General features: G+C 72.2%; 23 protein-coding genes. 15 read left to right on the top strand and 8 right to left on the bottom strand.

Annotation, left to right across the window (positions count from 1 at the left end; translation table 11 throughout):
* Nucleotides 1-116 precede the first annotated feature (116 nt).
* The 5 genes from AB0C12_RS10060 to AB0C12_RS10040 all read left to right on the top strand — a co-directional run bounded on the left by AB0C12_RS10060 (nt 117) and on the right by AB0C12_RS10040 (nt 4,795).
* Nucleotides 117-1,313 carry a CapA family protein gene (locus AB0C12_RS10060; RefSeq protein WP_360546155.1) on the top strand — a complete coding sequence of 399 codons (1,197 nt, stop codon included), beginning with the start codon at nt 117-119 and terminating at the stop codon, nt 1,311-1,313.
* An 87-nt stretch (nt 1,314-1,400) separates the two neighbouring features.
* Nucleotides 1,401-2,198: an endonuclease III gene (nth, locus tag AB0C12_RS10055; RefSeq protein ID WP_360547106.1), complete on the top strand. Its 798-nt coding sequence runs from the start codon at nt 1,401-1,403 to the stop codon at nt 2,196-2,198.
* Nucleotides 2,195-2,914 carry a TlpA disulfide reductase family protein gene (locus tag AB0C12_RS10050; RefSeq protein WP_360546153.1) on the top strand — a complete coding sequence of 240 codons (720 nt, stop codon included), beginning with the start codon at nt 2,195-2,197 and terminating at the stop codon, nt 2,912-2,914. Before nth ends, AB0C12_RS10050 begins: the two co-directional genes overlap by 4 nt.
* A complete protein-coding gene (locus tag AB0C12_RS10045; protein ID WP_360546151.1) occupies nt 2,911-3,594 on the top strand; it encodes a CoA pyrophosphatase in 684 nt (227 codons plus the stop codon). The genes AB0C12_RS10050 and AB0C12_RS10045 overlap by 4 nt, the downstream gene beginning before the upstream one ends.
* Before the next feature lie 22 nt (nt 3,595-3,616).
* On the top strand, nt 3,617-4,795 hold the full coding sequence (locus tag AB0C12_RS10040; protein WP_360546149.1) for a MarP family serine protease: 1,179 nt from the start codon (nt 3,617-3,619) through the stop codon (nt 4,793-4,795).
* On the opposite strand, the gene AB0C12_RS10035 is transcribed toward AB0C12_RS10040, so the two are convergent.
* Both AB0C12_RS10035 and AB0C12_RS10030 read right to left on the bottom strand, forming a co-directional pair.
* Nucleotides 4,792-5,409, bottom strand: coding sequence for a GyrI-like domain-containing protein (locus AB0C12_RS10035; protein WP_360546147.1), 618 nt, complete (start codon nt 5,407-5,409; stop codon nt 4,792-4,794). The two genes, AB0C12_RS10040 and AB0C12_RS10035, sit on opposite strands and share 4 nt — an antisense overlap.
* Entirely contained in the window at nt 5,396-5,938 is a 543-nt protein-coding gene (locus AB0C12_RS10030; RefSeq protein ID WP_360546145.1) for a PadR family transcriptional regulator, read from the bottom strand. The genes AB0C12_RS10035 and AB0C12_RS10030 overlap by 14 nt, the downstream gene beginning before the upstream one ends.
* A 40-nt stretch (nt 5,939-5,978) precedes the next feature.
* Between AB0C12_RS10030 and AB0C12_RS10025 the strand changes: the two genes are divergently transcribed.
* A complete protein-coding gene (locus AB0C12_RS10025) occupies nt 5,979-6,359 on the top strand; it encodes a hypothetical protein (protein WP_360546143.1) in 381 nt (126 codons plus the stop codon).
* A gap of 76 nt (nt 6,360-6,435) precedes the next feature.
* Here the strand turns inward: AB0C12_RS10025 and mycP are convergent, their stop codons facing one another.
* Complete coding sequence (gene mycP, locus AB0C12_RS10020) at nt 6,436-7,728, bottom strand: type VII secretion-associated serine protease mycosin (RefSeq protein ID WP_360546141.1); 1,293 nt, start codon at nt 7,726-7,728, stop codon at nt 6,436-6,438.
* A gap of 210 nt (nt 7,729-7,938) precedes the next feature.
* Nucleotides 7,939-11,916: a type VII secretion protein EccCa gene (gene eccCa, locus AB0C12_RS10015; RefSeq protein ID WP_360546139.1), complete on the bottom strand. Its 3,978-nt coding sequence runs from the start codon at nt 11,914-11,916 to the stop codon at nt 7,939-7,941.
* A gap of 305 nt (nt 11,917-12,221) precedes the next feature.
* Here eccCa and eccD point away from each other — a divergent pair, with 305 nt between their 5' ends.
* The gene (eccD, locus tag AB0C12_RS10010) at nt 12,222-13,658 is read left to right on the top strand and encodes a type VII secretion integral membrane protein EccD (RefSeq protein WP_360546137.1); all 1,437 of its coding nucleotides are present in this window, start codon (nt 12,222-12,224) and stop codon (nt 13,656-13,658) included.
* 63 nt (nt 13,659-13,721) lie between these two features.
* On the opposite strand, the gene AB0C12_RS10005 is transcribed toward eccD, so the two are convergent.
* The gene (locus AB0C12_RS10005) at nt 13,722-14,225 is read right to left on the bottom strand and encodes an inorganic diphosphatase (RefSeq protein ID WP_023562899.1); all 504 of its coding nucleotides are present in this window, start codon (nt 14,223-14,225) and stop codon (nt 13,722-13,724) included.
* A 516-nt stretch (nt 14,226-14,741) separates the two neighbouring features.
* On the opposite strand from AB0C12_RS10005, the gene dacB reads away from it, so the two are divergent.
* From dacB to AB0C12_RS09970, 7 genes are all read left to right on the top strand, one after another.
* Nucleotides 14,742-16,175 (top strand): D-alanyl-D-alanine carboxypeptidase/D-alanyl-D-alanine-endopeptidase, encoded by a 1,434-nt coding sequence (gene dacB / locus AB0C12_RS10000; RefSeq protein ID WP_360546135.1) that lies wholly within the window; start codon nt 14,742-14,744, stop codon nt 16,173-16,175.
* A 60-nt stretch (nt 16,176-16,235) separates the two neighbouring features.
* Nucleotides 16,236-17,297 carry a zinc-dependent metalloprotease gene (locus AB0C12_RS09995; RefSeq protein WP_360546133.1) on the top strand — a complete coding sequence of 354 codons (1,062 nt, stop codon included), beginning with the start codon at nt 16,236-16,238 and terminating at the stop codon, nt 17,295-17,297.
* A 12-nt stretch (nt 17,298-17,309) separates the two neighbouring features.
* Complete coding sequence (tilS, locus tag AB0C12_RS09990; protein ID WP_360546131.1) at nt 17,310-18,359, top strand: tRNA lysidine(34) synthetase TilS; 1,050 nt, start codon at nt 17,310-17,312, stop codon at nt 18,357-18,359.
* Between the two features lie 127 nt (nt 18,360-18,486).
* The gene (gene hpt, locus AB0C12_RS09985) at nt 18,487-19,062 is read left to right on the top strand and encodes a hypoxanthine phosphoribosyltransferase (RefSeq protein ID WP_360546129.1); all 576 of its coding nucleotides are present in this window, start codon (nt 18,487-18,489) and stop codon (nt 19,060-19,062) included.
* Between the two features lie 382 nt (nt 19,063-19,444).
* Complete coding sequence (gene ftsH / locus AB0C12_RS09980) at nt 19,445-21,478, top strand: ATP-dependent zinc metalloprotease FtsH (RefSeq protein WP_360546127.1); 2,034 nt, start codon at nt 19,445-19,447, stop codon at nt 21,476-21,478.
* Complete coding sequence (gene folE, locus AB0C12_RS09975; RefSeq protein WP_360547104.1) at nt 21,478-22,146, top strand: GTP cyclohydrolase I FolE; 669 nt, start codon at nt 21,478-21,480, stop codon at nt 22,144-22,146. Before ftsH ends, folE begins: the two co-directional genes overlap by 1 nt.
* A 28-nt stretch (nt 22,147-22,174) precedes the next feature.
* Nucleotides 22,175-22,576 carry a RidA family protein gene (locus AB0C12_RS09970; RefSeq protein ID WP_360546125.1) on the top strand — a complete coding sequence of 134 codons (402 nt, stop codon included), beginning with the start codon at nt 22,175-22,177 and terminating at the stop codon, nt 22,574-22,576.
* A 128-nt stretch (nt 22,577-22,704) separates the two neighbouring features.
* Here the strand turns inward: AB0C12_RS09970 and AB0C12_RS09965 are convergent, their stop codons facing one another.
* The 3 genes from AB0C12_RS09965 to AB0C12_RS09955 are packed head-to-tail and all read right to left on the bottom strand — an operon-like array spanning nt 22,705 to nt 26,228.
* Nucleotides 22,705-22,965 carry a hypothetical protein gene (locus AB0C12_RS09965; RefSeq protein WP_212987844.1) on the bottom strand — a complete coding sequence of 87 codons (261 nt, stop codon included), beginning with the start codon at nt 22,963-22,965 and terminating at the stop codon, nt 22,705-22,707.
* Between the two features lie 12 nt (nt 22,966-22,977).
* On the bottom strand, nt 22,978-23,646 hold the full coding sequence (locus AB0C12_RS09960; protein WP_360546123.1) for a hypothetical protein: 669 nt from the start codon (nt 23,644-23,646) through the stop codon (nt 22,978-22,980).
* The gene (locus tag AB0C12_RS09955; protein ID WP_360546121.1) at nt 23,643-26,228 is read right to left on the bottom strand and encodes an FtsK/SpoIIIE domain-containing protein; all 2,586 of its coding nucleotides are present in this window, start codon (nt 26,226-26,228) and stop codon (nt 23,643-23,645) included. Before AB0C12_RS09955 ends, AB0C12_RS09960 begins: the two co-directional genes overlap by 4 nt.
* Before the next feature lie 155 nt (nt 26,229-26,383).
* Between AB0C12_RS09955 and AB0C12_RS09950 the strand changes: the two genes are divergently transcribed.
* Nucleotides 26,384-26,896 (top strand): hypothetical protein, encoded by a 513-nt coding sequence (locus tag AB0C12_RS09950; RefSeq protein ID WP_360546119.1) that lies wholly within the window; start codon nt 26,384-26,386, stop codon nt 26,894-26,896.
* The last annotated feature ends 3 nt before the right edge of the window (nt 26,897-26,899 follow it).

Raw genomic sequence — 26,899 nt, 5'->3', positions numbered from 1 at the left:
TCTCGCAGCGTAACCGGTCGGCCCCCGGACGTCGAAAGAATCGTCGCTCTCGGTGAGCAAGGACCGGCCGTTCGACGGTCGACCCCGCTTGTCGGCCGACGGTATCGTCCTCGTCGATGAATTCCCACCCCCCACCGCGCCGCCCGGGCCTGTTCGGCCGCCCCGCCCTCACGATCACCCTCGCTGTCGCCGTGCTCGCGGGCGCCGGCCTCGGTGGCGTGGCCCTGGCCGATCGGGGATCCGACACTGCCGCCCCGGTCTGGAAGGCGCCGCCCGCCTCCTCCGCCGCCGCCCCCACTTCGGCCTCCCCCGGGAAGCAGGAGACGGAATCGGCCACGGTCGAGGACTCGTTCACGTTCTCGGCGACCGGCGACATCATCATGGGCAGCGCGCCCAACAAGCTGCCCGCCAACAACGGCGAGGGCTTCTTCGACTCGGTCCAGGAGGGCCTGAAGTCGGATCTGGTGATGGGCAACCTCGAGCAGCCGCTCACCGGCGACACCGGCACGTCCAAGTGCGGCAGCCCGCCCCGGGCCAACTGCTTCGCCTTCCGCTCCCCGCCGGCGTACGCCGAGCACCTGGTCGACGCCGGCTTCGAGCTGATGAACACGGCGAACAACCACTCCAAGGACTTCGGCACGCAGGGCTACAAGAACACGGTCCAGGCGCTGGACAAGGCCGGGCTGAAGCACACCGGGGCCCAGGGTCAGATCACCGTCGTGGAGGTCAAGGGGATCAAGGTCGCGGTGGTCGGCTTCTCCCCGTACGCGGGCGCGAACAACCTCAACGACCTCGGCGCCGCCCGCACGGTGATCGAGGAGGCCACCGGAAAGGCCGACGTCGTCGTGGTGCAGGTGCACATGGGCGCGGAGGGCTCCGGCATGGGCCACGTGAAGCCGGGCAACGAGCTGTTCTTCGGCGAGAACCGGGGCGACCCGATCAAGTTCTCCAAGGCGGTCATCGACGCGGGCGCTGACGTCGTCGTCGGGCACGGGCCGCACGTGCTGCGCGGCATGCAGTTCTACAAGGGCAAGCTGATCGCGTACAGCCTGGGCAACTTCGCCGGCGGCGGAAAGACGCTCAGCAGCGACGGCGTCCTCAAGTACGGCGGCATCCTGCACGTCACGCTGACCCGCGAGGGCGGGTTCACCGGCGGCAAGTTCCTGTCGACGTACCTGGACAGCACCGGCAGGCCCGTCCGGGACAGCGGCAAAGAGCGCGGCCGGGACCGGGTCCGGGAGCTCTCCGCGGACGACTTCGGTGACACCGCCGCGACCATCGGTGAGGACGGATCCATCACGGCGCCCCGGTGACGGGTATGTGACCCGGGGCGGTCGTGGGTGCGACGTACTCTTGCTCGCGTGAGTCGTCCCGTCGTTGCCGCCACCGCAGGTGCGGCCGTGCTCGCCCGGTCGGTCAAGCGCTTCGCGGGGGAGACCCCGATCGGGCGCAAACGCCGGGCCCGCAAGATGGCCAGACTGCTGGCCGAGACCCATCCCGACGCGCACTGCGAGCTGGACTTCAGCACTCCGCTGGAGCTGGCGGTGGCCACGATCCTGTCGGCGCAGTGCACGGACAAGAAGGTCAACGAGGTCACCCCGACGGTCTTCGCCAAGTACCGCTCGGCGGCCGACTATGCCGCCGCCGACCGTGCCGAGCTCGAGGTGATCCTGCGCCCGACCGGCTTCTTCCGGGCGAAGACCGATTCGCTGATCAAGCTCGGTCAGGCCCTGCTCGAACGCCACGACGGTGAGCTGCCGGGCCGGCTTGACCAGCTCGTGGCGCTGCCGGGCATCGGCCGCAAGACGGCGAACGTGATCCTGGGCAACGCCTTCGACGTCCCCGGCATCACGGTCGACACCCACTTCCGCCGGCTGGTGAACCGCTTCGGCTGGGTCCACGAGGAGGACCCGGTCAAGATCGAGTTCCTGGTCGCGGACCTGATCGAGAAGCGCGACTGGACGATGCTGTCGCACCGCATCATCTTCCACGGCCGCCGCGTCTGCCATGCCCGCAAGCCCGCCTGCGGGGCGTGCACCCTGGCCACCATGTGCCCCTCGTACGGCACCGGCCCGACCGAGGCGGCCCCGGCGGCGAAGCTTCTGAAGGGTCCACGCGCGAAGGAGCTGGCGGCCCAGGCGGGCGTCGACCCCGAGCTGGTGCCGGACGCGGCCGTCCTGACGCCGGAGGCCCCGTGAGCCGAGTCCGGGGCGGGCCGGTGCTGGCGCGGTGGCTGACGCCGCCCCTGGCGCTGCTGCTCGCCGCGTGCACGGCCACCGAGGTGCCGCCCCCGTCACCCGCCGAGGACGCGGCGTCACCCTTCACCGACTGCGCTGCGCTCACCGCACCCCTGGCCGCGGCTCCGCCTTCCGCGGCGTCGCTCACCTCCGCGGCTCCGCCTTCCGCGGCTCCGCCTTCCGCGGTTCCGTCTTCCGCGGCCGCACCTTCCGCGGTTCCGCTGTCTTCGGCGGGGCCAGTGGCGGCCGGGCCCGTTGCTGATCTGCCGGATGTCTCGCTGCCGTGCTTCACCGGTGGCGGCCCGGTCCGGCTCACCGCCCTGCGCGGGCCCGCGGTGATCAACCTGTGGGGCTCGTGGTGCGGACCGTGCCGGGAGGAGCTGCCCGTCATGCAGGCGCTTTCCGACGCCACCGCCGGCCGGCTGCGGGTGATCGGCGTCGACACCCGGGATTCCCGGGACGCCGGGGCGTCGTTCGCCGCGGGCCGGGGCGTCTCGTTCCCGACGCTGTTCGACCCCGACCAGCAGCTGCTCACTGCACTGGGCAAGGTTGCCCTGCCGGTCACCGTCTTCATCGCCGCCGACGGCAGCCGGGAGCTCTACACCGGCAAGGCCCTCGACAAGCCCACCCTCGGTGTTCTCGTGCGGACCCACACCGGCGTGACGGTGACCGGGTGAGCGGGCTTCCGGACGGCCTCCCCGACTGGTGGGAGCCGCTGCTGACCCGGGTCGGCTCTGCCCGTACCGAAGATTTCACCGCCCTGCGGGCACCGGCGAGCGGCGGCCGAGCCAGCGCGGTTCTCGTGCTGCTCGGCGAGCAGCGGCCGGGCGAGCCCGACCTGCTGGTGTTGCAGCGGGCCGCCACCATGCGCAACCACGCCGGGCAGGCAGCCTTCCCCGGCGGCGCGGCTGACCCCACCGACGCCGACCCGGCGGCCACCGCCCTGCGCGAGGCGAACGAGGAGGTCGGTCTCGACCCGGCCAGCGCGACCGTGCTGGCCACCCTGCCGGAGCTCTACATCCCGGTCAGCCGCTTCGTGGTCACCCCGGTGCTGGCCTGGTGGCACGCCCCGCACCCGGTGCACGTGCGGCAGCCCGCCGAGGTCGCGCACGTGGCCCGGCTGCCGGTCGCCGAGCTGGTCGACCCGGCCAACCGCATCCGGGTACGGCATCCGAGCGGCTGGGTGGGCCCGGCGTTCCAGGTGCGCGGCATGCTCGTCTGGGGCTTCACCGCGGGGGTCGTCTCGGCTCTGCTGGACATGGCCGGCTGGAGCCGGCCGTGGCAGCCCGGCCGGCTCATGGAACTGCCCGACACCCCGGTTGCCGTGCCGGCCGCCTCCGACGAGGTGGTCTCGTGACCGTCACTTCTACTCTGAGCGAGTGCTTGTGGTCGATGGAATCCTGATCCTGCTCATGCTGGTCTTCGCGATCAGTGGCTACCGGCAGGGTTTCGTCATCGGTGCGTTGTCCTTCGGCGGGTTCTTCAGCGGTGTGCTGATCGGCCTCCAGGTGGGCCCGCTGATCGCGAACCAGTTCGCGGACGGCACGGTCCGGCTGGTCGTCTCGCTCGTGTCGATCTTCGCGCTGGCCGTGCTCGGGCAGACCCTGGCCGGCTGGCTGGGCACCCGGCTGCGCCGCTCGATCAGCAGCCCGCCGCTGCAGCGGCTCGACGACGCCGGCGGCGCGGTGGTCTCGCTCGTCGCCGTGCTGCTGGTGGCCTGGTTGATCGCCGTACCGCTGGGGTCGACGCCGTTCCCGGGCATCAACAAGCAGGTACGCAGCAGCGCCGTGCTCAACGGCATCAACTCGCTGATGCCGGAGCAGGCCCAGGCGCTCTCCGCCGGGCTGCGCGAGTCGCTGAACACCAACGGCTTCCCGGACGTCTTCGGCGGCCTGGCCCGGACCAATGCCCGCGAGGTCGCGGCGCCGGACCCGGCGCTGGCCAAGGCCCCGGTGGTGGTCAACTCCCGCAAGTCGGTGATCAAGGTGCTGGGCACGGCGCCGAGCTGTTCGCGGCGCATCGAGGGTTCGGGCTTCGTGTACGCCGACGAGCGCGTCATGACCAACGCGCACGTGGTCGCCGGCACCCGTAACGTGCAGGTGGAGACCACGAAAGACCGGCTGGACGGCAAGGTCGTGGTCTACGACCCGGAACGCGACCTGGCGGTCATCTACGTGCCGGGCCTGCGGGCGCCGGTGATGCCGTTCGTCAAGAAGCCGGCCGGGACGGGCGCCAACGCGGTCGTGCTGGGCTACCCGCTGGACGGCCCGTACGACGCGCAGTCGGCCCGGGTCCGCGAGGTCAGCAACATCACCGGCCCGGACATCTACGACTCGGGCGACGTGACCCGGGAGATCTACACGATCTACGCGAAGGTCCGCAGCGGCAACTCCGGCGGCCCGCTGGTGGCCCCGAACGGCGACGTGCTCGGCGTGATCTTCGCGGCCGCGGCCGACGATCAGACGGTGGGCTTCGCGCTGACGGCGGCCGAGGCCTCGGGCACGGCCAGGCTGGGCATCGAACGCACCAGAGGCGTCAAGACCGGCGACTGCGCCTAGCCGTCGACGGCGGCCACCGGCTGGCGGAGGATCGTGCGGAGCTTCTCCGGGGCCACCCGGCGGGCGTCGCTGAGGTAGATCTCGTGGTGCCGGCCGACCGGGCGTAGTCCCCGGCTGGGCAGCAGCTTGTCGTGCAGGTGGGCCAGGATCGGGCCCTCTTCGTCGTACGAGCCGAGGTGCAGGGTCTGCAGGCAGCGTCCCTCAGTGAGCTCGACGACCCGCAGCAGGCGTTCCGGATCCCGGCTCTTGGCCCGGGCCTGCTCGACGGCCGTGGCCAGGAACTGCTCGTCGAGCCAGTCCGGCTGGCGGATCAGCATCCGCCACGACCAGCGGTCCTTCTCCCGGGTCAGGAAGGTGGTCATGTCGTCGGACCACCACAGGCCTTCGAGGGGCATGACGACGTAGTCGCGGTCCAGCTCGCTTTTGCTGAGGAACTTCGCGGCGTAGGACGCGGTGAACAACGCTTCGACGGCCTGCTGGTAGCTCTGCGAGCCCGGGCGGCCGCTGCCGTCGACGGCCAGGTAGCGCAGGGCGGGGACGTCCACCTCGGCGTACCGGCCGGTCGGCGGGGCGTAGAGGGTCCGCTGGTCGCGCTTGAGGTCAACTTTGGACATCCGGAGCCTCCAGGGACTCGATGGTGCGCCGGATCCAGCCGTGCTCGGCGTCCAGCATGGCCAGGGCGTAGTCGAACAGGGCGGCGACCGCCGGTGGGGCGCCGGCGGCTTGCTGGTCGCGGTGGGCGGTCAGCCGGTCGAGCTCGGCGGTGACAGCGTCGCTGCGGGCGCGCAGGGCCTCGACGGTGGTCGCCGGATCGAGCATCGGTGCGTTGGCCAGGCCGATGAGGACCGGCGGGTGCGGCGGGGACAGGGTCGCCAGCGCTCTGCGGGTGGCCTCGGCGGTGAGCTGCCGCCCGGCGCTGGTCGGCGCGTAGACCCGGCGGCGCGGGCTGCCGCCGGTGACCGGGGCGATGAGGCCGTCGGTCTCCAGCTTGCGCAGCAGGTAGTAGAGCGAGGAGAAAGCGACGGGGGTCCACTCGCGCATGCCGCGGGCCACGATGACCTGGTCGAGGTCGTAGCCGTGGCGCGGGCGCTCGGCGAGCAGGCCCATGACGAGCAGTTCGGCGGGGGTGAGCTCGCGACCCATGCCGTTACTCTAGTGCTGGAGTAAAAGTAGGGTGGTCGGCATGTCGACGCCGCACTCCGCCGAGGTTCTGGCGGCCCTACGCGATTTCGTGGCCCGCCTCGACGGGCTGGATCCGGCGGCGCCGCTGGTGGGTGAGCTGGTGGTCGGGCTCGGGGACGAGACCGAGCGGCTGCCGCTGCGGTTGCCGGTGGCCCGGGCGTTGACCGAGGCGCTGCGCGGCTACCACGACCCGCGGGACCGGGGGAGCTGTGCGCACTGCGCGAACGGCCGGCTCGACGATGATTTCGTCTGCCGTGACTGCGGGATCGTGAACGGGCTCTTCGGGCAGACGATCGCCGCGTTCGTGGCCTCGGCGCCCCGGGACCCGGAGCCGCGCGGGATCGGGCCGGCGGGACGTCCCGACGGCACGCTGGGCGACTGAATCCGAGCGACGCCGAGCGCAGCGGGCCCCGCGTCTGGCAGCCACCCCGCGTTCACGGCGGCGCGGGCCGGTCGGGTCAGACGACGCGGGCGAAGCGGCGGAACGTGAGGATCGCCGCCACCACCGACACCATGAACAGCAGACCCGCCACTCCCCAGCCGCGCGGGGAGGTCGGGGGCTGAGCATCCCCCGCCCGGGCCGCTGTGCCGTAGGCGCCCGGGACGCGGGCGCCCACGATCGCGTTGTTCGGCGCCGACTGGGCCTGGCCCGAGGCCGGGGCGTTGCCGAAGCCGGCGATGCCCGGTGAGGCCGTCGTGTCCAGCGGGTTGCGCAGCACCGCCGGGACCTCGGCGGTCAGCGCGCCCGTCGGGTCGACCAGGCCGTAGCCGTACTGGCCGTCGCGGCCGGCTGGGCCGCAGTCCTTGGCCGTCTTGATGATGCGGTTGACGACCTCGGCCGCCGACATCGTGGGCCAGCGGGAGCGGACCAGCGCCGCGGTGCCGGAGACCATCGGGGCCGCGAAGCTGGTGCCCTGCACCCGCCAGTAGCCGCCCGGCCGGGCGCCGACCAGCTGGGTCGCCGGAGCGGTCACCACCGTCTCCTTGCCCGTGATCGAGCCCGACCACAGCACGTCGCCGGCCTTCTCCATGCCGGCCACCGCGATCACGCCGGGCTCGCGGGCCGGATACCAGACGCCCGACGAGGTCGACGCGTTCGCGTTGCCCGTGCAGGCCACCACGACCACGTCCTTGGCGAACGCGTAGTCCAGGGCGGCCGCCAGGGCCGGGCTGCTGCCGTTGCCGCCGAGGGACAGGTTGATGACGCGGGCGCCGTGGTCGACGGCCCAGCGCACGCCCTTGGCGACGATCAGCGCGTCGTCGTAGCGGTTCTCGCGGTCCAGGACGCGGACCGGAAGGATCTTGGCTTTGGGGGCGATGCCGACCACGCCGGCCTCGTCGTCACCGCGGCCGGCGATGAGGGCGGAGACCGTGGTGCCGTGCCCGACCAGGTCGGTGTCGCCGTCGCCGCCGGAGTCGACCAGGTCGAGGCCTGGCAGCACCTGGCCCTGGAGGTCCTTGTGGCCGGAGTCGACGCCGGAGTCGATCACGGCGACCGTGACGCCGGCGCCGGAGGCGTACGTCCAGGCGCCCGCCACGTTCAGCGTCTTGAGATGCCACTGCTCGGCGCGAACCGAGTCACCGAGCCAGGGCTCCGGCTCGGTGAGCGGGCCGTTGAGCGTGCTCGGGACCGTGGCGGTGGGCTCGATCTCGGCCTTGGCGGCGAACGCGGGCACGCCACCGAGGCCGATGCACAGGCCCGCGACGCTGGTGGCGGCGGCGAGCCGAGCGGGCAGATGCCGGGCGTTCACCAACGGGCACCGCCGCAGGCCTGACGGCGTACGGCATCGTCGCGCCTCGATCGGCGGGACGCACGCGGTGCTTCGCTCACAGCGCTCACTGGCGGCATGACCATTCTGATGATGGACGGTCGATGCTGGGAGATTACTCCGAATCCGCGCGTTGTTGCTGGGGTCTGTCGATGCGGATCGCACCATAGGTGTGACGGCGCAGGTCGGGGGCTAGTACGGCGGCAGATGTGACAGCTGGATCAACCGCACTCCTTCACGCCGAGTCATCAGACGACCACGCCCTGGTGGCATCAGGGTCGGCCGGATCGGACCGATGAGCGCGCCCTCGTCGCTCGGCCCGGACATCACCAGGCCCGGCGACGACAGCTCGCGCAGGCGCTGGATCACCGGGTCGTACATGGACCGGCTGGCGCCACCGGCCCGCCGCGTCACGATCAGGTGCAGGCCGACGTCGCGGGCCTGCGGGAGGTACTCCACGATCGGCTCCAGCGGGTTGGTCGGGCCGGAGGCGACCAGGTCGTAGTCGTCGACCAGCACGAACAACTCCGGGCCGGTCCACCACGACCGCTCGCGCAACTGCTGGGCGGTGACGTCCGGGCCGGGCAGCCGGCGTTCCATGTAACCGGCCACGGACTCCATCAGCTCCAGCGTCTTCGCGGCCTGGATGCCGTAGCCGATCCGGTGGTCGGACTCGGGCAGATCCATCAGGCTGCGCCGGTAGTCGACCAGGATCAGCCGGGCCTCCTCGGGCCGGAACCGCCGCATCACGGTGGTGGCGAGCGCCCGCAGGAACGACGACTTGCCGCACTCGGCGTCGCCGAACAGCAGGAAGTGCGGGTCACCGGCGAAGTCGATCTCGACGGGCTGCAGATCCGACTCGGCGATGCCGATCGGCAGGCGCAGGCCGGTGGACCGGGCCAGGTCGATGTCCGCGTACGGCAATGACGGCGGCAGCAACCGCACCCGCGGCGCCACCGGCCCGGACCAGTTGGTCGCGATCATCTTGACCAGCTCGGCCGTCTCGCCGGCCCCGCTCAGCTCGGGCCGCACGGTCAGCAGGTGCAGGCTCTTGTTCTTGTCCGTGGGGTGCTCGACCAGGCCCCGGCCGGCCTTCTCCGGCACGTTGACCGCCGCGCGCCGGTTCACCATCGAGTCGGTCGGGTCGCCGAGGCGCAGCTCGACCCGGGAGCCGAAGAGGTCGCGGATCGCCGGGCGGAAGTCCATCCAGCGCGGCGCACTCGTGACCACGTGGATGCCGTACGAGAGGCCGCGGGTGGCGATGTCGGTGATGACGCCCTCGAGCTCGTCGTAGTCCTTGCGCAGCGTGGTCCAGCCGTCGACCACCAGGAACACGTCGCCGAACGGGTCGGTGCCGGCGCCGTTGTTGAGCCCGGCCTGGGCCGCGCGGCGCCGCCGGTACGACGACATGGAGTCGATGCCCAGCTCGCCGAAGCGGGCCTCGCGCTCGGTGAGCAGAGTGGAGACCTCGCCGACCGTACGCCGTACGCCGACCGAGTCGAGCCGCCCGTAGACACCGCCGACGTGCGGCAGGTCCTTGAGCGTGCCGAGCGAGCCGCCGCCGAAGTCGAGGCAGTAGACCTGCACCTCGGCCGGGGTGTGGGTCAGCGCGAGCCCGCAGATCAGCGAGCGCAGCGCGGTGGACTTGCCGGACTGGGCGCCGCCGACGACGGCCACGTGCCCGGCGCTCCCGCTGAGCTGCAGCCACATGACGTCGCGCAGCTGCTCGCGCGGCTTGTCGATCAGCGCGATCGGCACCTGCAGGGCGCCGTGCAGCTCGGGGTTGGCGAAGGCCAGACCGCGGGCCGGGTCGACGGTGACCGGGCCGAGCAGCTCGTCCAGGGCGGCCGACTGGTTCAGCGGCGGCAGCCACACCTGGTGGGCCGGCGGGCCCTGACCGTTGAGCCGGGCCACCATGACGTCGAGCAGGCTCTCGCCGGCCGGCGTCTCCTCGGGCACGGGCTTGGTCGGCTTGACCGGCTTGGGCGCGGGCACGTAGTGCGTCGAGTAGGAGAGCACCTGTGGCGCCGAGCCGTCGCGGGTCGCGCCGGGACCGCCGCCGCCGGCTTTGCGGAACGCCCCGGACACGTACGCGGCCTTGAACCGCACCAGCGGCTCGGTGCCGAACTTGAGGTAGCCGTGGCCGGGCGAGCGCGGCAGCTCGTACGCGTCGGGCACGCCGAGCACGGCCCGCGACTCCAGCGCCGAGAAGGTCCGCAGACCGATCCGGTACGACAGATGGGTGTCGAGGCCGCGCAGCCGGCCCTCTTCGAGTCGCTGGCTGGCCAGCAGCAGGTGCACGCCGAGCGAGCGGCCCAGCCGGCCGATCTGGACGAAAAGGTCAATGAAGTCCGGCTTGGCGGAGAGCAGCTCGGAGAACTCGTCACAGATGACCAGCAGCGACGGCAGCGGTGACAGCGCCGCGCCACCGGCCCGGGCCTTCTCGTAGTCGCGCAGGCTGGCGAAGTTGCCGGCCTTGCGCAGCAGCTCCTGGCGCCGCAGCAGCTCGCCGTCGATGGCGTCCACCATGCGGTCGACCAGCGGCAGCTCGTCGGCCAGGTTGGTGATCACGGCGGCGGTGTGCGGCAGCCGGTCCAGCGAGGAGAAGGTCGCGCCGCCCTTGAAGTCGACGAGTACGAAGTTCAGCGTCTCGGAGGAGTGGGTGGCGGCCAGCGCCAGCACCAGCGTGCGCAGCAGCTCGGACTTGCCGGAGCCGGTGGCCCCGATGAGCAGGCCGTGCGGGCCCATGCCGTCCTGGGCGGACTCCTTGAGGTCCAGCTCGATGGCACCGCCGTCCGCGCCGAGGCCGATCGGCACCCGCAGCTTGTCCCGGTTGGGCCGGGGCAGCCAGGCCTGGGCGACGCTGAACGAGTCCGGGTCGCCCAGGTTGAGCAGCTCGGCCAGGCCCATCTCGGTGGCCATCGGGGTGTCGGAGGAACGCGACATCGCGGCCAGGCGCAACGGTGCCAGCCGGCGGGCGACGGCCTCGGCCTCCTCCTCGCTGAGCCGGTCCGGCGTGCCGACGTCCGCGGCGTGATCCATCGCGTACGTGTGCAGCTCGTGCCGGCCGCTGCCCGGCTTGACCTCCAGCACCAGCAGCGAGCGGTCCAGCAGCCGGGGCGGCACGTCGTCGAGGTCCAGCACCGTGACGCCGTCGATGCCGTCGTCGAGCTGCGTCGCGCCCTTGAGGTCGGCGCCGTCGAGCACGATCACCACGTGCGGGCCGTTGCCGCTGCTGCCGGCCGGGTTGAACCGGGGCCGGTTGCCGATCACATCCTCGAGCAGCTTCTCCAGGTCGGGTCCGGCGCTGGCGACGAGCCGGACCTGGCCGAGCCGGTCGGTGCGCGACGGGTGCAGGTTGTGCGGCAGCCACTTGACCCATTCCCACATCGCGCGGCGCTCGGGACCGGCGCAGACGGCGATGATCAGGTCGTCGGGGGCGTGGAAGACCGCGAGCTGGGCCAGCACGGCCCGGGTCAGGGCGCGCGCGTCGGCCTCGCCGGTGGGGCCCTGCCCGCGCATGAAGACCCGGGCGAAGCCGCGCAGCGAGACCGCCACCGGCAGGTCCGGGACCACGGAGTACGCGTCCAGGAACCGGCGCAGGGCGCCGGCGGTCATCGGCTCGAGATCCTCCAGCGGCCGGGTGACCGGCGGGATCAGCGGCGTGGCCAGGGTCTGCGGGCCGACGGCGAGCCGCACGACCCCGAAGTCCGGGTCGGCCGAGCGGCGCTCCCAGACCCGGTGGCTCTCGGCGGTCGACCAGAGCTGCTGCGGGTCGGGGTGGCGGTAGAACAGGCCGATGCGCTGCCGGCTGGCGGTGTCGCGCACGCGCCGGCGCAGACCGGACAGGTGCCGCAGATACTCCCGGCGGGCGGCCATCATCTCGGCCTTCTTGGGCCCGCCGCTGCCGCCGAAGGACGTGGCCAGCATGGCCAGCGACGAGACGCCGAACAGGCCACCGACCACATAGGAGAAGGCGCCGCCGCCACCGCGGCCCATCATCATGGCCATCGCGACCGAGCCGCCGAGCATCGGCAGCACCATCATCGCCTGGGTCCAGCGGCCGCCGACGGCCTGCGGGATCTCGGGCGGCGGATCGACGGCGAGCTCGCCGGTCGGGATCTCCGGCGCCGGCCGCCGGGCAGCCCGCTTGATCACCACCGTGCTCATACCGAGAGTGTCCCTTTCATCCGCAACCACCCGCCTTGCGCACATCATCCACTTTGGCGAGTGGTGGCTGTGCCCCGTCCGCATGACCAGCGACCGGTCACCGCGCAGGGCTCATGGTAGGTAAAGTCCCCACCGTTCCGCAGCCTCCCCGTCCGACCGCCCCGCCCCCACCCTAAAGTCGACTGAAGGCTTACCACTATCGATGGGAATAACGGCATGACCGCCTGCACCGAGCGCCGCCCGCAGATCGTGGGCGACGGCCGCGACCGCGAGGGCCGGAAGGGCATGCGAGAGGTGGCGCTGTCATGAGCGTGGGCTTGGCCCGAGTCACGATCAGCGCGCCGCAGCGCCGGGTCGACGTGGCGCTGCCCGAGCACGTACCGCTGGCCGAGCTGCTGCCCGAGGTCCTCCGGCACGCCGGCGAGGGACTGGCCGACGATGGTGAGAAGCACGGCGGCTGGCTGCTGCGCCGCACCGACGGCGTCGCGCTGGCCACCGCCCAGGGCCTGTTCCCGCAGGGTGTGCGCGACGGCGAGGTGCTGCACCTGGTGCCGGCCCGGGACAACTGGCCCGAGCTGGAGTACGACGACGTCGTCGAGGCGATCGCCGAGGGCGCCCGGCGCCGCGGCACGATCTGGTCGCCGGCCTCGACCCGCACGGCCACCCTGGCCGGCTGCGCGGTGCTGCTGTCCATCGGCCTGCTCGCGGTGCTCGCGGCCGGACCGGCCTGGGGCGGCGCGGCCTTCTTCGGGCTCGGCGTCGGCCTGCTGCTCGCGCTGGCCGGCATCACGGCCTCCCGGGCGTACGGGGATGCGCGCGCCGGGGCGGTCCTCGGTGGCTGCGCGCTGCCGTACGCGTTCGTCGGCGGCGCTGTGCTGATCGCCTCGGGCGACCCGGTGGGCGTCTTCGCGCTGCTGTCCTGGATCGGCGGCCCCGAGCTGCTCGCCGGCTCGGTGGCGTTGCTGCTGGTCGCCGCCCTGGGTGCGGTGGGGGTGGCCGCGTCCCTGCGGGTCTTCACCGCCGGCATCATGATCGGCCTGTTCGGGGCGCTGACCGCCCTCGTCGCCCTGCTCACCACGGCCGCCGGCGCCGCGGCGATCCTGCTGTCCGCGCTGGTCTGCGGCATCGGCGCGCTGCCGCTGCTGGCGATCCGCCTGGGCAAGATGCCCACCCCGCCGGTGACGTTGCCCACCGGAAGCGAGGCGGAGCAGAGCTTCACCGGCGCCCCGGCCCGCAGCTCGGCGATGGACGCGGCGCGGGAACGCCCCGACCGGGCCCGGGTCTTCGCCGCGGTCAGCCGCACCGAGGAGCTGCTCACCGGCCTGCTGATCGGGCACGCCCTGCTCTGCGCGGGCGCCTTCGTGGTGCTGGCGTCCGCCGGCGGCCTTTCCGCGCAGATCCTGAGCGGTCTCGCTGTGGCCGCGTTGCTGCTGCGCTGCCGGCTGTTCGTCACCCTGCGCCAGCGGCTCCCGCTGATCTCCGCCGGGCTGTTCGGGCTCTTCGCCCTGGGAGTCGACCTGCTCTGGGGCGCGGGCGAGGCGATGCTGCTCGGCCTGGGCGTCACGGTCCTGCTGGTGGCGCTGGCCGCGGTCGCCGCCGGTGCGACCTGGACCCGCCGGCCCCCGTCGCCGTACCTGGGGCGGGCCGCCGACCTGCTGGACACCCTCGCGGTGGTGGCGGTCATCCCGGTCGCGTGCGCCGTCATCGGCCTCTACGGCATGGCCAGCAACCTCAGCATCTGACCCCGGCCACGAAAAACGCGGCGGTCGAGCAAAAGAGCCCGGCCGCCGCGTCTGTCTGTCAGATCAGTGACCCTCGTCGTGGTGCTCGGCGGCCTCCGCGCGCTTGAACGACGCCCGGATCTCCTCCTCGGCCTCGACCCGGCCGGTCCAGGTCGCGCCCTCGACCGACTTGCCGGGCTCGAGGTCCTTGTAGACCGTGAAGAAGTGCTGGATCTCCATCCGGTCGAACTCGCCCAGGTGGTGGATGTCGCGCAGGTGCTCCTGGCGGGGGTCCTCGTAGGGCACGCAGAGGACCTTGTCGTCGCGGCCCTTCTCGTCGGTCATCCGGTACATGCCGATCGCCCGGGCCCGCACGAGGCAGCCGGGGAAGGTCGGCTCCTGGATCAGCACCAGGGCGTCCAGCGGGTCGCCGTCCTGACCCAGAGTGCCCTCGATGAACCCGTAGTCAGCCGGGTACTGCGTCGCGGTGAAGAGCGTCCGGTCCAGTCGGATCCGGCCGGTCTTGTGGTCGACCTCGTACTTGTTCCGCTGGCCCTTGGGGATCTCAACCAAGACGTCGAAATCCATCGTTCGCTCCCTTGTTAGCCCCGCAGTCGGACCCGGCAGGGCGTGGCGACGGAGCGGGAGCAGGAATCGGCCCCGAGGATCCGCGCGCACCGGTGTGCCGGATGTTTGTAGTCTCCCCTAAGTCTGACGCCACGTACGGAGGAGGGGCTCGTGGGGAGGCAAGATTCACAGAACACTCCTGAGTACGACGGCGTGTCAGGACCGGAAAACGGTCATTCGCCGGTAGGGCGGGCCAGTGTGCCGCCGGCCGCAGCGCCGGTGACACCGCCGGCGCCCCGTCCCGCCGGGACGACCTACGGCCGCGCCTCGGTGCCGCTGAACATCGCTCATCCGCAGCCCCAGGCTGCTCAGGGGCCCTCTGCGCCTCAGCCGGCCCCGGTGACTCCACCGCCGGCGCAACACCCGGCCGACCCGCCGGGTCAGCCCGGAAGTCCGGCACCGGGCCCGGCCGTTCCCCCGGCCGGGGTACCGGCAGCGGCGGAGCCGGGTACGGGTAAGTCGCGGCGTACCGTCGTCTTGTCGCTTCTTGCAGCCCTCGTGCTGGTCGTGGTCGCCGCGGCCGGAGTGCTGGTGGTCCGGCCCGGTCCGGTGGACGGCTGGCTGTCCGCGGACCCGGCCTCGAGCCCCTCGGCGGCCCCTACTCCCGACCCGACGCCGACACCCGTGCTGGCCGCGGCGGACACCTCGGGCACCGCGCCCACCGCCGCCGGGGTCCGCGCGGCGATCGCGTCGCTGCTCAAGGCCGGCCCGCTCGGCCCGCAGGTCAACGTGTCGATCGCCGACGTCGCGACCGGTGAGTCCCTGTTCGAGCAGAACGCGGACACCATGACCACGCCCGCCTCCACCACCAAGCTGCTCACCGCGGCCGCCGCGCTCGCGGCCCGCGGCCCGGCCTACCGGCTCGCCACCCGCGCGGTGGCCGGCGCCCAGCCGGGCGAGGTCGTGCTGATCGGCGGCGGCGACCCCACCCTGTCGGTGGGGGCAAAGGGCCAGTTCCCCGGCGCGGCCCGGCTGGACAAGCTCGCCGCCCAGGTCAAGACGGCGCTGGCCGGGCAGGCCCCGACCAAGATCACCGTCGACACCTCGCTGTACGAGGGCCCGCTCACCGCGCTCGGCTGGGACGGCGATGTCATCGGCGGCGGGCAGGTGGCCAAGATCCAGTCACTGATGACCAACGCCGGCCGGATCGAGCCGGTGCACAACGAGTTCGGCGGCGACCCCCGCTTCTCGGACCCGGCGCTGGCCGCCGGCCGGGCCTTCGCCAAGCAGCTCGGCCTCGCGGCGGGCAAGGTGGGCAAGGGCGAGGCGCCCGCCGCCGTCGAGTCCGGCACACCCTCGGCGGCGCCCTCCGCGGCGGCCGGCGCGGCCCCGGCCCCCGGCGCTGAGCTGGGCAAGGTCGAATCGCCGCCGCTGGTGCACGTGGTCGACTGGATGCTGGAGCAGAGCGACAACGTGATCGCCGAAGCGCTGGCCCGCCAGGTCGCGCTGGCCGCGGACAAGACGCCGTCCTTCGAAGGGGCGGCCGAGGCGATGGTGGCCAAGCTGGGCGAGCTGGGCCTGCCGGCCGACGAGGCCGCGCTGTCCGACGCGAGCGGCCTGTCCCGGCGCAACAGGATCAGCCCGAACCTGCTGACCGAGACGCTGAAGCTGGCCGCCAGCGGCAAGAATCCCGAGCTCAGCGCCGTGTTCGGCGGGCTGCCGGTGGCCGGCTGGTCCGGCACGCTGCGGACCCGTTTCGTGACCCCGGCGCCCAACCGGGTGGGCCAGGGCCTGGTCCGCGCCAAGACCGGCACGCTGACCGGGGTCAACACGATCTCCGGCCAGCTGGTCACCGCGGACGGCCGGCTGCTGGTCTTCGCGATCATGGCCGACCGCACCGGCGAGTCGGTCGCCGCCCGGCAGGCCCTCGACAAGATCGCGGCCAAGCTGGTCACCTGCGGCTGCTCCTAGGCCTGCCCTAGGGGTTTTCTCAGGGCCGGCGGCTGGTCGGACGCGGGTACGGTGGACGGCATGGCGCAGTTCGTTGACTGGGATCTGGCCGCCGCCACCGCGGGCGCGCTGTCGAAATCCGGACCCGCGGTGTCCTACGAGGAAGCCACGCAGGTGGTGGCGCAGCTGCGCGATCTCACCGAGGAGGCCGCGGGACACGTCGCGGCCTACACCGGGCTGACGGCCCAGGTCGAGGCCCCGCCGGTGCGGGTCGTCGACCGCAAGGACTGGGCGGCGGTCAACATCGCCGGCCTCAAGCAGGTGATCATCCCGCTGGTCACCCGGCTCTCCGGGGACAAACAGCCCGGGGCGGTCGCCGACGCGATCGGCTCCCGGGTCACCGGCGTGCAGGCCGGCACCGTGCTGGCCTACCTCTCCGGCCGGGTCCTCGGCCAGTACGAGGTCTTCTCCGCCGAGCCGGGCCAGCTGCTGCTCAACGCCCCGAACATCGTCGAGGTCGAGCGCAAGATCGGCGCCGATCCGCGCGACTTCCGGCTCTGGGTCTGCCTGCACGAGGTCACCCACCGCACCCAGTTCACGGCCGTGCCGTGGATGCGCGGCTACTTCCTCGGCGAGGTCCAGGCCTTCGTGGACGCCTCGCAGAACGGCGAGCACATCCTCGAACGGATGCGCCGCGGAGTGGCCACCCTCTCCGACGCCCTGCGCGACCCGGACAGCCGCTCCTCGGTCATCGACCTGGTGCAGACCCCGGCGCAGAAGGCGGTCCTGGACCGGCTGACCGCGCTGATGACGCTGCTGGAGGGCCACGCCGAGTTCGTCATGGACGGGGTCGGGCCCGAGGTCATTCCCTCGGTCGAGTCCATCCGGGCCAAGTTCAACCAGCGCCGCGAGAGCGGCAACCCGCTGGAGAAGGCGATCCGCCGGCTGCTCGGCATCGAGGTCAAGATGCGGCAGTACGCGGAGGGTCACAAGTTCGTGCACGGCGTGGTCGAACGGGTCGGGATGGCCGGCTTCAACAGGATCTTCGACTCGCCGCTGACCCTGCCCCGGCTGGACGAGCTGGGCGACCCGGACGCCTGGGTGGCCCGGGTGCACGGGCCGGTCGGGCTGGCCTCCTCCTAACGGTCTCCGGCCGTGGCCAGGATCGCGCTTTCGGTCGCGGCCGTCCGCACCGCAGTCCGCCGGGCGCTGCGCTCCGGCGTGGGCGCGGCGGGCGGCGCGGGCCCGCGCGAGGTCCCGGAAACGGCGGCCGGGACGGGCGGGGCGTCGCAGCCGGGGTCCGGGCAGCTTGTTCTTGTCGCGTGTTCCGGTGGGGCCGACTCGCTCGCTCTGGCTGCCGCGACGGCCTTCGTGGCGCCCCGCCTCGGCTTGCGGGCCGGGCTGGTGACCGTCGACCACGGATTGCAGGAAGGCTCCGCGGCCCGGGCCGCTGCCGTCGCCGACTGGGCGCGGTCGGCCGGGCTGGACCCGGTGGAGATCGCCACGGTCGACGTGGCCGGCCGTCCCGGCGGACCCGAGGCCGCCGCCCGGGACGCGCGCTACGAGGCCCTTTCCTCCGTCGCCGAGCGAAATAACGCCGCGGCGGTGCTGCTCGGGCACACCCGCGACGACCAGGCCGAGACCGTGCTGCTCGCGCTGGCCCGGGGTGCGGGACCGCGCGGGCTGGCCGGGATGCCGTACCGGAAAGGGGTCTTCGTCCGGCCGCTGCTGGACGTCACCCGGGCCGACACCCGCAAGGCCTGTGCCGCTCTCGGGATGGCGGCCTGGGACGACCCGCACAACACCGACCCCGCGTACACCCGGTCCCGGGTCCGGGCCGACGCCCTGCCGGCGCTGATCGCGGCGCTGGGCCCGGCGGTGGTCGCCAACCTGGCGCGGACCGCCTCGCTGGTCGCCACCGACGTCAGGTACCTCGATGGAGTTGCCGCCGAGGCCCTCGGCGCGTGCCGGTCGGGCGCCGGTCTCTCGGTGGGTGCCCTGGTGGCAATGCCCGCGGCCGTCCGGAGCCGGGTGCTGCGCGCCTGGGCCCGCGAGCTGGGTGCGCCGGGCGCCGCGCTCTCGCACCGGCACGTCCTCGCGCTGGACGCGCTGGTGACCGACTGGCACGGCCAGGGCCCCGCGTCGCTGCCCGGAGGGATCGTCGTGGGTCGCCGAGCGGGTGACCTGGTGCCCGCCGGCTTGTGACAGTTGTCACTGGCTGTGCTCCCGGTCCGGACGCCGGGGCCTGATTCGCCCCATAACCTGCGCTTGGACGGGCACGGACCGCTGCCCCCGGCCACGACCGGCCACGTTCATGCGGCACGCTAGGCGCATGGCAGACGGCTCCTGGTACGACGCCGACATCGACCGCGTGATCATCTCCGAGGAGCAGATCCGCGAGAAGACCGAAGAGCTGGCCAAGCAGGTCGCCGCGGACTACGCGGAGGCCGAGGGCGGCATTCTGCTGGTCTGCGTGCTCAAGGGCGCGGTCATGTTCATGGCGGATTTCGCGCGTGCGCTGGGCCGGCAGGGCCCCTCCTCCGAGATGGAGTTCATGGCCGTCTCGTCCTACGGCTCCGGCACGACCTCCTCCGGGGTGGTGCGCATCCTCAAGGACCTGGACCGCGACATCGCCGGCCGGCACGTGGTCATCGTCGAGGACATCGTCGACTCCGGCCTGACCCTGTCCTGGCTGATGAAGTACCTGCAGTCCCGGCAGCCGGCCAGCGTCGAGGTGGTGGCGCTGTTCCGTAAGCCGGACGCGATCAAGGTGCCGGTGCCGACGAAGTACGTGGGCTTCGACATCCCCAGCGAGTTCGTGGTCGGCTACGGACTCGACTTCTCGGAGCGTTACCGCGAGGTTCCGTACGTCGGAGTGCTCAAGCCAGAGGTGTACGCCCGTAGCTGAACGGTCTCCCAGCCGACTCTCAGGAATCGGCGGCATGGTCCGTAACCGGGCTGTATTGTCCGATTCTGTGCCTGTTTAGCCGGGGCTCCGGCATGAACAGGGGGTGACCGAAGGGGTCCCGGAGGCCGGGCTGGACCAGTCGCAAGAGGCGGCCACGGTGTACGGTCGAGTGACCGATGGCGCAGTGTCACAAGCGCCGGAGGGGTCGGATCGGTAGCGGTCGCACCGGTGAAGTTTGCCGGAGCGGCTTCAGGTTATCGATGCGGCTGAGTCTCCACCGCGGGGAAAGCCATCATCGGCGCCCGGTGGCGGAGGCAAGTCAACCCAGGTGACCAGGACGCCGATCAGGAGGGTCCGGGCGCATCAGGCGCCCGACAACAGTATGGAACGTACGCGTTTCTTCCGCCGCCCGGTGGTCTGGATCATTCTGGTGATCATCGGTGCGATTGCGCTGAGCTCATTCTTCACCAGTGGTCCGAGCTACCAGCGAGTTGATACTTCCGTCGTCCTCGAACGACTCAACCAGCCCGGCATCAAGAAGGTCATCCAGGAGGACAAGGAGCAGACGCTCCAGCTCGAACTGGCGACACCGGAGCGGTTCGACGGCAAGTCCACCGACAAGATCGAGACCCAGTATCCGTACGAACTCACGGATGAGATCTGGGCCGACGTCCAGGAGGCCAAGGCCGCCGGCCGGATCACCGGCACGGTCAACGCCACCGTGTCCGGCGACAGCATCCTGCTGAGCCTGCTGGTCAACCTGCTGCCGATCGCCATCCTCGTCATCCTGCTGCTGCTGTTCATGTCGCAGATGCAGGGCGGCGGCTCCCGCGTGCTCAACTTCGGCAAGTCCAAGGCCAAGATGCTGACCAAGGACATGCCCAAGACCACGTTCGCGGACGTGGCCGGGGCCGACGAGGCCGTCGAGGAGCTCCAGGAGATCAAGGACTTCCTGCAGAACCCGGCGAAGTACCAGGCGCTGGGCGCCAAGATCCCCAAGGGCGTACTGCTCTTCGGCCAGCCGGGCACGGGTAAGACCCTGCTCGCCCGGGCCGTCGCGGGTGAGGCCGGGGTGCCGTTCTACTCGATCTCCGGCTCCGACTTCGTCGAGATGTTCGTGGGTGTCGGCGCGAGCCGGGTCCGCGACCTGTTCGAGCAGGCCAAGACCAACGCCCCGGCGATCGTCTTCGTCGACGAGATCGACGCGGTCGGCCGGCACCGCGGGGCCGGCATGGGCGGCGGTCACGACGAGCGCGAGCAGACGCTCAACCAGCTGCTCGTCGAGATGGACGGCTTCGACACCAAGGGTGGCGTCATCCTCATCGCCGCCACCAACCGGCCGGACATCCTCGACCCGGCGCTGCTGCGCCCGGGCCGCTTCGACCGGCAGATCCCGGTGGACAACCCGGACATGGAGGGTCGCAAGGCCATCCTGCGGGTGCACGCCAAGGGCAAGCCGTTCACTCCGGACGTCGACCTCGACTCGGTGGCCCGCCGCACGCCCGGCTTCTCGGGTGCCGACCTGGCCAACGTGATCAACGAGGCCGCGCTGCTGACCGCCCGTAACGAGAAGCGCGCGATCTCGAACTTCTACCTCGAGGAAGCGATCGACCGGGTCATCGCCGGCCCGGAGCGGCGCTCCCGCGCGATGAGCGACAACGAGAAGAAGATCACCGCCTACCACGAGGGCGGGCACGCGCTGGTGGCGTACGCGCTGCCGCACTCCGCGCCCGTGCACAAGGTGACGATCCTTCCCCGTGGCCGTTCGCTGGGGCACACCCTGGTCCTGCCGACCGAGGACAAGTACACCCAGACCCGCGCCGAGATGATCGACACGCTGGCGTACGCGCTGGGTGGCCGGGCGGCGGAGGAGCTCGTCTTCCACGAGCCCACCACCGGCGCCGGCAACGACATCGAGAAGGCCTCCGGCCTGGCCCGCGCCATGGTGACCCAGTACGGCATGAGCTCCAAGCTCGGCGCCGTCAAGTACGGCACCAGCGGCGACGAGCCGTTCATGGGCCGCAACATGGGCCACGAGAAGGACTACTCGGACTCGGTCGCCGCCGACATCGACTCCGAGGTCCGGGCCCTGATCGAGCTGGCCCACGACGAGGCCTGGGAGATCCTGGTCGAGTACCGCGACGTCCTGGACAACATGGTCCTCGAGCTCATCGAGAAGGAGACCATCACCCAGGAGGACATGAACCGCATCTGCGCCCGGGTGCAGAAGCGGCCGCCGATGGCCCCGTTCAACGGCTTCGGCAAGCGGCTCCCGTCCGAGGCGCCGCCGGTCCTCACCCCTGCCGAGCGGGACAAGCTCAAGGCCCAGGCGGAAGCCGACGGCCAGGTCGCCGTGGGTGGCGTCAACCCGAATGCGGGCAGCACGCCGAACGGCTCGGTGGAAGGCAACCACTGATCACCGACGGCAGCTCGACGGAGCCCAACGACTCCGACGAGCCTGACTACCTCGCCGCGCGTCTGGTCGACGGCAAGCTCACCGGCACCCCGGTCGAGCAGGCCGTCGACCTGGCCCGCATCGAGAAAGCGGTCCGGGAGATCCTCATCGCCATCGGTGAGGACCCGGACCGCGACGGTCTCCAGCGCACCCCGGCCCGGGTGGCCCGAGCCTATGCGGAGCTCTTCGCCGGTCTGCGGGTCGACCCGGCCAAGGTGCTGACCACGACGTTCGAGGCGAACCACGAGGAGCTCGTGCTCGTCCGCGACATCGAGCTCATGAGCCTCTGCGAGCACCACCTGCTGCCGTTCAAGGGTGTCGCGCACGTCGGCTACATCCCCGGCGTCGACGGCCGGATCACCGGCCTGTCCAAGCTGGCCCGGCTGGTCGAGGTCTTCGCCCGCCGCCCCCAGGTGCAGGAACGGCTCACTTCGCAGATCGCCGACCTGCTCATGGAGAAGCTCGCGCCTCGGGGCGTCATCGTGGTGCTCGAGTGTGAGCACATGTGCATGGAGATGCGCGGCATCCGCAAGGTCGGCGCCCGTACGGTCACCTCGGCCGTCCGCGGCGCGTTCCAGACCGACGGCAAGGTCCGCGCCGAGGCGATGGCGCTGATAAACGCGCGCTGATCGCCGCCCGATTCGCGATACTGGCGCGATGCTGGAGAAGTTCAACCCCGCCGGTGTGCACGAGCCGCCCGGCTACAGCCACGTCACGATCACCTCGGCCGGCCGCCTCGCCCACCTGGCCGGCCAGTGCCCCCTCGACGTCACGGGCCAGGTCGTCGGTCCGGGCGACTACGCAGCCCAGACCGACCAGGTCATCGCCAACTGCCTGGCCGTGCTCGCCGCGGCCGGCGCGAAGCCATCCGACGTGGCCCGCTCGGTGATCTACGTGGTGAGCACGGAGACGGCCGTGCTGGCAGGCGTGTGGGACAGGCTCGTGGCCTCGGAGCTGGCCCCGGCGTTCACCACGGCGAGCACGCTGCTGGGGGTGGCGGCGCTCGGCTTCGGCGGCCAGCTCGTCGAGATCGACCTCACCGCGGCCCTGCCGGGCTAGGCAGCGCCGGCCCGCCGGCTGCGCCGGCCCGCCGGCTGCGCCGGCCCGCCGGCTGCACCGGCCCGCCGGCTGCACCGGCCCGCCGGCTGCACCGGCCCGCCGGCTGCACCGGCGCGCCGGCTGCCGGGCTAGACGATCATGCGGTAGGCGTCGGCGCTGTCCATCGCCGACCGGGCCAGGGTCTGGGCCTCGTCCAGCCGGGTGCGGGCCTGTTCCAGCTGGGCGATCGCGGTGGCCACCGACGGATGGAACGACCCGATGGCCGTCATCCGCAGCAGGGCCAGCGCATCGTCCAGCTGGTCCGTGACCTGCTGGATGCTCGCCACCGCCCGCTGCGTGCCGTCCACGGACGCCGCCACGTTCGCCTTGACCTCTTCGACGCTGGCCATGTCAGCCCCTCCTCACCGGATGAACGCGAGCAGGCCGACACCCATGCAGGTCAGCAGCACGGGGGTCAGGCATGCGATCGCGCCGACGATCGGCGTGCGGTCCACCTTCGCGGGGCCGCCGCCGTAGACGAAGCCGATCGTCAGCCAGCCCAGCCCGAACGCCAGCAACGGCATGCTCAGCCCGCACAGCAGCGCGTATGTGGGCAGGGAGCCGGACGGGGCGATCAGGTAGAGCACGATCTGGACGATCAGCACGGCGGCGGCGAACGGCCCGTACACCAGCAGGTTGCGGGCCCACGGCCGCCACGGCGCCGCCGGCCCGGCCCCGTTGAGCATGGCCGCGTCGGCCGCGTCCGCGGTGCCGCGCGCCTGCCGCAGCGCTGCCAGGATCGCCTCCGGACCGGCCGCGACGCTCTGCGCGGCCAGCGCGCGTTCACCGGGCTGTGCGGTCAGCGAGGCCACCGGGACCCCCAGATCCTGCACCAGCCGGGCGCGCTGCGGCGCCAGCCGGGCCCGCACCGACGCCAGCTCCTGCTGCGCGGCCTGCACGGTGGCCGCCTGCTCGCCGGCCGCCGAACTCGCAGCCCGGCGCACCGCGTCAAGACGCTGCGCCGCGGCCACATACGCGGCCCACGGCCCGGCGACAGCCTCCGGTGCCGCGCCCTCGGTGCGCTCAGTCATGCCTGGTCACTCTCGGGCTCGACGAACGGCACGATCGTCACCGTACGGTCGGCGTGCCGGTCGTGCAGCAGCGCGCGGTTCTCCCGCGGCTGCCAGTCCAGCGATTTGCCGACCATCATGCAGACGTCCTGCTGCGGCACGTTGAGGAAGACCAGGCCGGCCACGTCCTCGCGGCCCGCACTGCCACCCGTCTCCTCGCTGAACCGGCGCAGCCCACGCCACCACGACAGCAGGTGCACGCCGCGCCCCGGCCCCTCGCGCAGCACCCGGCGCAGCGACGGCAGCGTCCCCGGGCTGATCGCGTCCATGCCGAACACCACCCGGTAGCCGGGCCGCTCAAGATCCATCTCCGCGGCCAGGCCGGCCGCGTCGACCACGACCACCTCCTGGCGGTGGCCGATCTCGACGGCGAGGGCCTTGGCGATCTCGTCGCCCTCGGCGACCAGCGAGGAGATGACAAACCTGGTGGTACGGGGTGAGTGGAACGCCGCGACACTGCGGGCGGCCGCCTCCAGCACCTCGGCACCGTCCGGACGCGAGCCGAACACCGCCAGGTGCCGCCCCGGCGACGAGTCCAGCGGGAACGCCGCGGACGACAGGCCGACGTCGATGACCCGGCCGAGCAGCGCCGCCGGTCGTCCACCGCGACCCGCGAGCGCGGCCCGGTAGGTGGGGTCGTCGGCGAGGTGCTGGCGGGCGTACCCGGCGAAGATGCGCGGCGGGGTGGCCTCGGGATCGCGGGCGCCCCACAGCTTGTGCCGCAGGTCGCTGAGCACGGCCCGGTCGGCGTGCGGATCCGGGAAGCGCACGATGCGTTCGTGACCCCGGGTGGCGCCCCGGGGGCCGCCGAGCCCGCCGGCCGTGTTGACCACCGCGGTGCCCAGGGGCAGGCCGGCCGCGGAGTCGTTGGTGGGCTCCAGGACATCGCCGCCGCCCGGGAGCGCGATCCGCACCGGGAACTGGCCGAAGATCGAGTCGCGTTTGGCGTACAGGGCCTCGACGCCGAGGACGGTCTGGCTGGCCAGGATGAGGTGGATGCCGTACGAGCGGCCCTTGCGGGCGAGCGACTCCAGCAGCTGGACCGCCTCGCCGGCCATCGGATCGTTGCCGGCCAGCAGCACCTGGAACTCGTCGATGACGCAGAGAATGCGAGGCATGGGACGGCCGCGGCCCTCCTCGACGGCGACCGCGCGCAGATCGGCGAACCGGGTCACCCCGGCCCGCTTGTACGCCACCGAACGCCGGGTCATCTCGGCGTCCAGCTCGCGCAGCACGGCCAGGCCGTACTCCCGGTCGGACTCGACGCCGACGGCCCGGGCGTGCGGCAGCCAGGTGCGGTCCCGCTGGGTCGGCACGAACTCGGCGAACGAGACGCCCTCCTTGAAATCGAGCAGGTAGAGACCCAGCTCGTCGGGGCTGTAACGGGTGCCGAGCCCGTACAGGACGTTGATCAGGAAGGCCGTCTTGCCGGCGCCGGACCGCCCACCGACCATCCAGTGTGGAGTCAGGTCGTTGAACCACAGCACCAGCGGCGTGTCGCCGTCGTGACCGACCGTGGTGCCGATCCCGTCGGCGGCGTCCCCGGTCCAGATCTCCTCACCCGGGTCGGGCAGCAGATCAGCCAGCGTCACCTGCGAAGCCGCGGCGGAATGGGCGGCCAGCTCCCGGCACACCGCGTCGACCAGGTGCGGCGGCGGATCGTCGTCGAGAAAAACCGGGGCATTCAACCAGAGGGCCTCCGGGATGGAGCCGAAGGTCGCCCCGGGCGGGTCGCCGACCACCGCGTACGGGTTACGCAGCGACACCTGAGTCGTGCGGGGTAGCGGCGCCTGGGTCGTCTCCGCGGTCAACGGTGGCGGCGGCCAGCCGGCCACGATGAGGTGCAGGCCGGACTCGGGACCCTGCTGCGCCAGCGCGGCGATCCGGACCAGATCGGCGCCCTCGGTCAGCTCCGGCAGGCTGGCGATGACCAGCAACATCATCCTGTCCCGCCGGCCCCGGCGGACCGCGCCGCCGCGAACGGGCCGCAGCCACTTCTCGGCCTCGGTGAGCACATCCCGCAGCTGCGCGCGGTCGGTGGCGGTCGGGGACAGCAGACCCGCGTCGGCGAGCGCGGCAAAAGGGGAGAAGACGGTGCCTCCGCCCGTACCGTCGACGGCGCGGACCAGCAGCGACCCGGCGGGCGCAGTCGCGAGCAGGCGCAGCAGCAGGCAGCGCAGCAGTCCGGCGACCCGCGGGTCGCGGGCGTCGGCGTCGACGGTGAGATGCCCGGTGCCGAGCAGCGGAATGACCGCGGGGAAACGGGCGTCGTCAAGCGGCTGAGCCATCCCGAGCCGCACGAACTGCGGCGGATAGGAACCACCCAACGGCGTGGTCGCCGACTGGGCATCAAGCGGCGCGCCGAGCCAGCCGGGCGCCAGCTCACTCGCGGCGGCCCGCAACTCCTCAGCCAGATGATGCTGCTCGAGCGGGTCGACAGCGGACGGCCCCTGCGACTCCAGCGCCGCGGCGGCCGCCTCAACGGTGGCCTCCGCCTGGCGGTGCAGGGCAGCGGCCTGATCGATGCGCCGCGTCGACTCCACCGCCTCACCTCCGTGTGTGCGCTCAAACCGTACCTTGCAGCGGCCGCAGGACCACGTCGCGCAGCCGATACGCAATTCTCCCAGTACGGGCAGAGCGCACCACCCGGCGGGCTGCCCACCGCCCGTCCACAGCGGAACGCACTAACCTCATAGGGGTGCAGCCCCCGAACCCGACCCCGCAGCCCGCGGCGCCACCGCCCGCGGCAGGAAAGCCGCGAAACCGGCGACTCCGGCTCATTCTCGCGATGGGAGCGGGGATTCTGGCGCTGCTGTGCCTGGGCGGGGTCGGCGTGTTCATCTCGTTCTACGACGAGGCGACAAAAATCGAAAGAAGCAAGCCGGACGCGGTGGTGGACCAGTTCCTGCGCGCCTACCTGGTGAACCGGGACGACAAGGAAGTAGAGCTGTTCACCTGCAAGCAGGGATTGGACCTCTCGCGGCTCGACGCCTTCCGGACGGACATACAGAGCCGGGAGCAACGCTTCACGATCGGCATCCGGGTCGACTGGACAAGCCTCACGATCTCAGAGCAAGGCGGTAGGACGACGGTCAGCACCGACATCCGCCGGACGATCGCGGACGGCAGCGAGCGCACAACGGACCGTTGGCAGTTCTCGATGGTCGACGACGACGGGTGGCGGGTCTGTAACGCTGCTCCCGTGGTCTGACGC

Origin of the sequence: Actinoplanes sp. NPDC048967, assembly GCF_040649415.1 — a bacterium.
GTDB lineage: Bacteria > Actinomycetota > Actinomycetes > Mycobacteriales > Micromonosporaceae > Actinoplanes.
The sequence above is the reverse complement of the archived record's forward strand: the minus strand, read 5'-3'. Positions and strand labels throughout refer to the sequence as shown.